Source organism: Pseudoalteromonas sp. SR43-5 (genome assembly GCF_014163835.1).
In the GTDB taxonomy this organism is placed as follows: Bacteria; Pseudomonadota; Gammaproteobacteria; order Enterobacterales; family Alteromonadaceae; genus Pseudoalteromonas; species Pseudoalteromonas distincta.
This window is the reverse complement of sequence record NZ_JACJEA010000035.1, coordinates 41,206-47,205: the sequence shown is the minus strand read 5'-3', so window position 1 is coordinate 47,205 and position 6,000 is coordinate 41,206. Positions and strand designations below refer to the sequence as shown.

The following is a 6,000-nucleotide window of genomic DNA, read 5'->3' as shown; positions in this document are numbered from 1 at the left end:
CTACATGGATGTAGGTAAGGGGCGTGAGCAGGACGCGGAAGCTTTGCTCGGTTTTTACTTAGCCCGCTAGGTTACAAACCTCACGCCGCGATTAAATCGCCCCTAGATTGAACAAATTTTAATCCAGAAAGGTCAACAGGCCCTAAGCCAGTAACTTTGTTGCTGGCTTTTTTAATGTCAGCCCTTTTTATATTACAGATTACGGTTTTTTGATCAGATCACTGCATTACCAACGCGGAATTTTGGGATCACGCATTTACTAACACAGCCTTTTTCGGATCATTACTTTACTAAGCCGAATACACTTTAATGCTATTTCGGGCTCTGAGATAATTTGATCGTTATTTATTTGTATAAACAATCAACAACTTATGGCTTTGACTAGGTACAACTCTGATCTGAGGGGGGATCGGCTTGGTAAAAATCTGATCCTTTATTTGGGGCTTAGTAAAATTTAGATCTATTTTTGAACGTATTGTTTGGTACACAGGCGGGTTTGTTGATTTTAAAATGGCTTTAAAGCTACTTTTAAACGATCGATCTGTAAAAATGTCTTGGTTAGTAAAACAATGATCCCAGCTAGTTTAATATTGTTTAGTGGTTTAAATAGCGATACAAAAAAGATAATTTCAAAAAGTTAGCTATTACATAAATTTATCGTAAATCTCTTTTTATTACGTTAAATATTAAAAAGGTTTTAAAAATATGACGTTAATGAGGTTTTTTGTCACTAATTTGTGTTTTTTTTACCACCATTTTAATTTACACGTTACACTTTCATAAAAATGTCATACTTAGTCATAATAATGAAAACTAATTCGATAGCGTAAGAGATAAATTGGAATGTCACGTAAAGTACTAGTCGTAGATGACGAAGCTCCTATCAGGGAGATGTTGGTTTTTGTTTTAGAGCAAAATGGATTTCAAGCAATTGAAGCAGAAGATTACGACTCTGCTATTGCAGCTATGGTTGAACCTTACCCAGATATGGTTTTACTTGATTGGATGTTACCAGGTGGAAGCGGCATTCAAATTGCTAAAAAGTTTAAGCAAAACGAACACACCCGCCAAATCCCAATTATTATGCTTACAGCTCGCGGCGAAGAAGAAGACAAAGTACGCGGCCTTGAAGTAGGTGCAGATGATTACGTCACTAAGCCGTTTTCTCCTAAAGAGCTTATGGCACGTATTAAAGCGGTTATTCGTCGTGTATCGCCAACCTCATTAGAAGAAGCTATTGAAGTACATGGCCTGCGTTTAGACCCTATTTCGCATCGTGTTACCTCAGAAGGTAACGAGCTTGATATGGGGCCAACCGAATTTAGATTACTGCACTTTTTTATGACTCACCCAGAGCGTGTTTATAGCCGTGAACAACTGCTTGATCATGTGTGGGGAACTAACGTTTACGTAGAAGATCGCACGGTTGATGTGCACATTCGTCGCCTGCGTAAAGCAATTGGCCCACTTGGACATGACCGTTTGGTGCAAACAGTACGTGGCGCTGGGTATCGTTTTTCAAGTAAGCTGTGATCAGCTTAAAACTTAGCTAATGTGTAAAATACGCATGTATTACTACTCTAAGGTAAAGTGAGTGTATGTATCGAGTTGTTAATAAACAGGCGTTAGTTAAACGCCTGTTTATCTATTTTTTACCCTTACTATTAATTGGTGTGCTGGTTGGCGCGCCATTTTTGCTTTTATTTTTAGGATCTTTTTCCCTCCTTATTTGGCACTACCATCAACTTTATCGTTTGAGCGATTGGCTACTTAATCAACGCAGCTTTAATCCGCCAGAGGGGGAGGGTGCATGGGAGCAAGTGTTCGAAGGTATTTACCATCTCCAGCACCGTAATCGTAAAAAACGTAATGAGCTTGCAGATTTAATTCGTCGCTTTCGCGATGGGGCTGAAGCGGTACCTGATGCGGTTGTGGTATTACAAAACGATTTAAGTATTGTGTGGTGTAATCAATTAGCCCTTAAAGTGCTTGGTTTGCAGTGGCCTACCGATCATGGTCAGCGCCTTGATAATTTAATTCGCGAACCTAAGTTTGCTAAATACATGCACAAAGGCGAATTTGACGAGGCGCTTGAGCTGGATAACGGTCACAGTATTGAGCAGGTGCTTGAGTTTAGGGTAATGCCATATGCAAGTACGCAACTTATGGTTGTGGTACGTGATGTAACGCGCTTAAAACAGCTTGAACAGATGCGTAAAGACTTTGTAGCCAATGTATCGCATGAACTACGTACACCGCTTACAGTGGTTACAGGGTATCTTGAGATGATGGATGGCGACATGATGCCGCCGCCAGCAATGTGGAACAAAGCGCAAAATACCATGCTTGAACAATGTAAGCGCATGGATAGCTTAGTCAGCCAATTATTATCGCTTTCGCGTATTGAAGGTGCACGGCGCCAAGACAACGATAAAGCTATAAATGTACCGCAATTACTTGGTTATATTCACACTGAAGCAAACTCAATTAATCAAGACAAAGGCCACGAACTTATTTTTGATATTGATAAAACCCTTGATATTAAAGGCTCTGAGGATGAACTGCGTAGTGCGTTTTCTAATTTAGTATTCAACGCGATTCATTACACAAAACCAGGCGGTAAAGTAGAAGTTTGCTGGCAGCGCAAAAACAATAAAGCGTGTTTTAGTGTTACCGATAATGGTGATGGTATTGCGCCTGAGCATATTAACCGATTAACTGAGCGTTTTTATCGTGTTGATAAAGCTCGCAGTAGAACAACAGGTGGCTCAGGCTTAGGGCTCGCTATAACAAAACATGTGTTAACTCGCCATGATAGTAAATTAAATATTCGCAGTGAAGTTAACAAAGGATCGTGTTTTTCTTTTGAATTTTCAATAGATAAGATAGTTTCGCTGACTAAATAATTAAGCTAATAGGTCAAGTCATAAAAGTGTCATTTAAGAGTAATGTAACTGTCATGTACTCACTTTAGAGTGGGCAGCAGTTAGAAAATGGAACGAACAAACCGGAGAACTCTACATGAAATTTAAAAACTTAGTTGCCGCAATGGGTGTGGCTGTTACAACTTTCGTATCTGCACAAGCAGTTGCTCTAGACCAAAATATTCCTGAGTATCAAAAAATTAGTGGTGTTTCAGGCAACTTTTCATCAGTAGGTTCTGACACTTTAGCCAACATGATGACGTTTTGGGCTGAAGAGTACAAACGTATTTACCCAAATGTAAATATTCAGATTCAAGCAGCAGGTTCTTCTACTGCTCCACCGGCACTTACCGAAGGTACTGCTAACCTAGGTCCAATGAGCCGTAAAATGAAATCTAAAGAAATCGAAGCGTTCGAAAAACGTTACGGTTACAAGCCAACAGAAGTTCGCGTAGCTATTGATGCACTTGCTGTATTTGTACATAAAGATAACCCAATTGAAGGTCTTCGTATTGACCAAGTAGATGCTATCTTTTCATCTACTCGTAAATGTGGCGCACCAGAACAAGTTAACCGTTGGAGCGATGTTGGTCTAACAGGTGATTGGGCAGCTAAAGATGTGCAACTTTACGGACGCAACTCAGTATCAGGTACGTATGGTTACTTTAAAAAGAAAGCACTTTGTAAAGGTGATTTCCGTAATAACGTAAATGAGCAACCGGGTTCTGCATCAGTAGTACAGTCAATTTCATCTTCATTAAATGCAATTGGTTACTCAGGTATTGGTTATAAAACATCGGGCGTACGTACAGTACCGCTAGCTAAAAAAGGCGATAACTTTGTTGATGCAACACTTGATAACGTTGCACAAGGTAAATATCCATTATCTCGCTTTTTATACCTTTATGTGAATAAGCACCCAAACAAGCCGTTGTCTCCAATGGAAGCGCAATTCTTAAAAATGGTACTTTCAAAAGATGGTCAGCAAATTGTAGAAAAAGATGGTTATGTACCACTTTCTGCAAAGCTAGTAGAAACAGAACTTAAGAAGCTTGGTTTAAATTAATAAACTATAAGCAATAAAAAACCGCTCATTGAGCGGTTTTTTTGTGCCTAAAACTAAAAACTTTAAGGAATTAAATATTACCTAATTTTTCGGCTTGTGCTTTACATTGATTATAGCTCTCAACACATTTGCCAGAGCATACTTGTTGCTTTAAGCCCTCAGCAGTTGTTTGCTGTTCACAACTACTTTCACACTGGTAGTTTTGTTGAGCACACTGATTCATTTCAGGGTTTTCAACTTGGTTTTGACAACCTGCCAATAGTGCAAAAGTAAGGGCGACTACGCTTGTTTTTATTAAAGTGTGCATGCTTCTTATCCTTAAAATGGAGTCGCAATAATATTAAATTTCGACTTGGATATTGTCGATCAATCTAACACCACCAAAATAGGCTGCGGCTAAAATAACAAATTGAGTATCTTCGATTGTAGCAGTTTTTAATGTATCTCGTTGAGCAATCTCAAAATAGTCTGGTTTTAGGCCTGCTTTCTCTAAACTTTGTTTAGCTAAGCTTTCAAGTTTTACAAAGTCTTTCTCGCCACTTTTAAGTTGCTCAGCGCACGTATTAAGGGCTTTAAATAATACGGTTGCAGTCGCTTTTTGATCATCAGATAAGTAACCATTACGTGAGCTCATAGCAAGGCCAGAAACTTCTCGCATTGTAGGTACACCAATGACTTCAACCGGAATTGATAAGTCGCGTGCCATAGTTTTGATTACTTGTAGTTGCTGAAAATCTTTTTCACCAAAGCAGGCGTAATCTGGTTGCACTAAGTTAAATAACTTAGTTACGATTGTTGCAACACCTCTAAAGTGACCTGGACGTGAGCCACCGCAATAGCCTAATGAAATGTCAGGTACATCTACAAAGCTTTGTGCACCCAGTCCGTTAGGGTAGATTGTTTCTACACTTGGGGTAAATACAATATCAGTGCCTAGTTCAGCAAGGCCTTGTTTGTCTTCGTTTAGCGTACGAGGATAGTTATCTAAATCTTCGTTAGCACCAAATTGCATTGGGTTTACAAAAATACTTACAACGACTTTGTCGGCCAAGTTTTTTGCTTTTTCTACTAGCGAAAAATGCCCACGGTGCAAGTTGCCCATTGTTGGCACAAGCGCCACGCTAAGACCTGCTTGGCGCCATGCTTTAATTTGACTACGTAACGATCTGATTTCAGTTATTGATTGCATTATTTAAACTCATGTTCAGCGCTTGGAAATGCGCCACTTTTAACATCTGTACAATACTTTTGAACGGCTGCAGGCATATTGCCTGTTTCGAGCAAAAAGTTTTTAGAAAATTTAGGAATGTAACCTGCCGAAATACCAACCAGGTCATGCATTACCAGTATTTGGCCGTCAGTTAAGCTGCCTGCACCAATACCAATAGTTGGGATACTTAAAGCGTCTGTAATGCGTTTTGCCAGGGCACTTGGAATACACTCAAGTACTAATAATTGCGCGCCAGCAGCTTCAAGTGCTTTCGCATCATCAATCATTTTTTGTGCTTTATCTTCTTCGCGACCTTGTATTTTAAAGCCACCAAATACATGAACTGACTGTGGTGTAAGGCCTAAATGCCCGCACACTGGGATACCTTGTTGAGTGAGTGCTTTAATGCTCTCGTAAAGCCACTCTCCGCCTTCAAGTTTAATCATGTTTGCGCCAGCGCGCATAAGCTCAGCTGCATTTTTACAGGTATCACTAACGCTTGAGTAGGTCATAAAAGGTAAGTCAGCAATTACAAATAATTCGCGGCTACCAGCGCGTACACAGCGGGTATGATATGCAATATCTTGATTTGTTACGCCAAGGGTGTCATCGCCGCCTTGTAGTACCATGCCCAATGAGTCGCCCACTAAAATAACTTCAACGCCGTTATCATGAAATAACTTTGCAAAACTAGCGTCGTAGGCTGTTAATGCAGTAATTTTGTTATTTTCTGCTTTCATTTTATTTAAAGTAGAAACGGTTATTTTAGACATAATATCCTCGCAGGCAAAAGCCTAGGT

6 protein-coding genes are annotated in these 6,000 nt (G+C 39.7%); 3 read left to right on the top strand and 3 right to left on the bottom strand.

What is annotated here, in order from left to right:
- Positions 1-843: 843 nt before the first annotated feature.
- From phoB to H5090_RS17455, 3 genes are all read left to right on the top strand, one after another.
- A complete protein-coding gene (gene phoB / locus H5090_RS17465; RefSeq protein WP_006791869.1) occupies positions 844-1,533 on the top strand; it encodes a phosphate regulon transcriptional regulator PhoB in 690 nt (229 codons plus the stop codon).
- Positions 1,534-1,598: 65 nt separating this feature from the next.
- Positions 1,599-2,906 (top strand): phosphate regulon sensor histidine kinase PhoR, encoded by a 1,308-nt coding sequence (gene phoR, locus H5090_RS17460; protein ID WP_182694011.1) that lies wholly within the window; start codon positions 1,599-1,601, stop codon positions 2,904-2,906.
- 115 nt (positions 2,907-3,021) lie between these two features.
- Positions 3,022-3,990, top strand: coding sequence for a PstS family phosphate ABC transporter substrate-binding protein (locus tag H5090_RS17455; protein ID WP_002962686.1), 969 nt, complete (start codon positions 3,022-3,024; stop codon positions 3,988-3,990).
- Positions 3,991-4,060: 70 nt separating this feature from the next.
- Here the strand turns inward: H5090_RS17455 and H5090_RS17450 are convergent, their stop codons facing one another.
- From H5090_RS17450 to panB, 3 genes are read right to left on the bottom strand one after another with little or no spacing between them, the layout of a single operon-like run.
- Positions 4,061-4,297 (bottom strand): hypothetical protein, encoded by a 237-nt coding sequence (locus H5090_RS17450; RefSeq protein ID WP_024597166.1) that lies wholly within the window; start codon positions 4,295-4,297, stop codon positions 4,061-4,063.
- A 33-nt stretch (positions 4,298-4,330) separates the two neighbouring features.
- Positions 4,331-5,179 (bottom strand): pantoate--beta-alanine ligase, encoded by an 849-nt coding sequence (panC, locus tag H5090_RS17445; RefSeq protein WP_024597167.1) that lies wholly within the window; start codon positions 5,177-5,179, stop codon positions 4,331-4,333.
- Positions 5,179-5,973 (bottom strand): 3-methyl-2-oxobutanoate hydroxymethyltransferase, encoded by a 795-nt coding sequence (gene panB / locus H5090_RS17440; protein ID WP_002962679.1) that lies wholly within the window; start codon positions 5,971-5,973, stop codon positions 5,179-5,181. The genes panC and panB overlap by 1 nt, the downstream gene beginning before the upstream one ends.
- Positions 5,974-6,000: the final 27 nt, after the last annotated feature.

What these genes read in the sequence shown, in the direction of transcription:
- phoB (WP_006791869.1), top strand. Translation starts at nt 844, where the DNA reads ATGTCACGTAAAGTACTAGTCGTAGATGACGAAGCTCCTATCAGGGAG.
- phoR (WP_182694011.1), top strand. Translation starts at nt 1,599, where the DNA reads ATGTATCGAGTTGTTAATAAACAGGCGTTAGTTAAACGCCTGTTTATC.
- H5090_RS17455 (WP_002962686.1), top strand. Translation starts at nt 3,022, where the DNA reads ATGAAATTTAAAAACTTAGTTGCCGCAATGGGTGTGGCTGTTACAACT.
- H5090_RS17450 (WP_024597166.1), bottom strand. Translation starts at nt 4,297, where the DNA reads ATGCACACTTTAATAAAAACAAGCGTAGTCGCCCTTACTTTTGCACTA.
- panC (WP_024597167.1), bottom strand. Translation starts at nt 5,179, where the DNA reads ATGCAATCAATAACTGAAATCAGATCGTTACGTAGTCAAATTAAAGCA.
- panB (WP_002962679.1), bottom strand. Translation starts at nt 5,973, where the DNA reads ATGTCTAAAATAACCGTTTCTACTTTAAATAAAATGAAAGCAGAAAAT.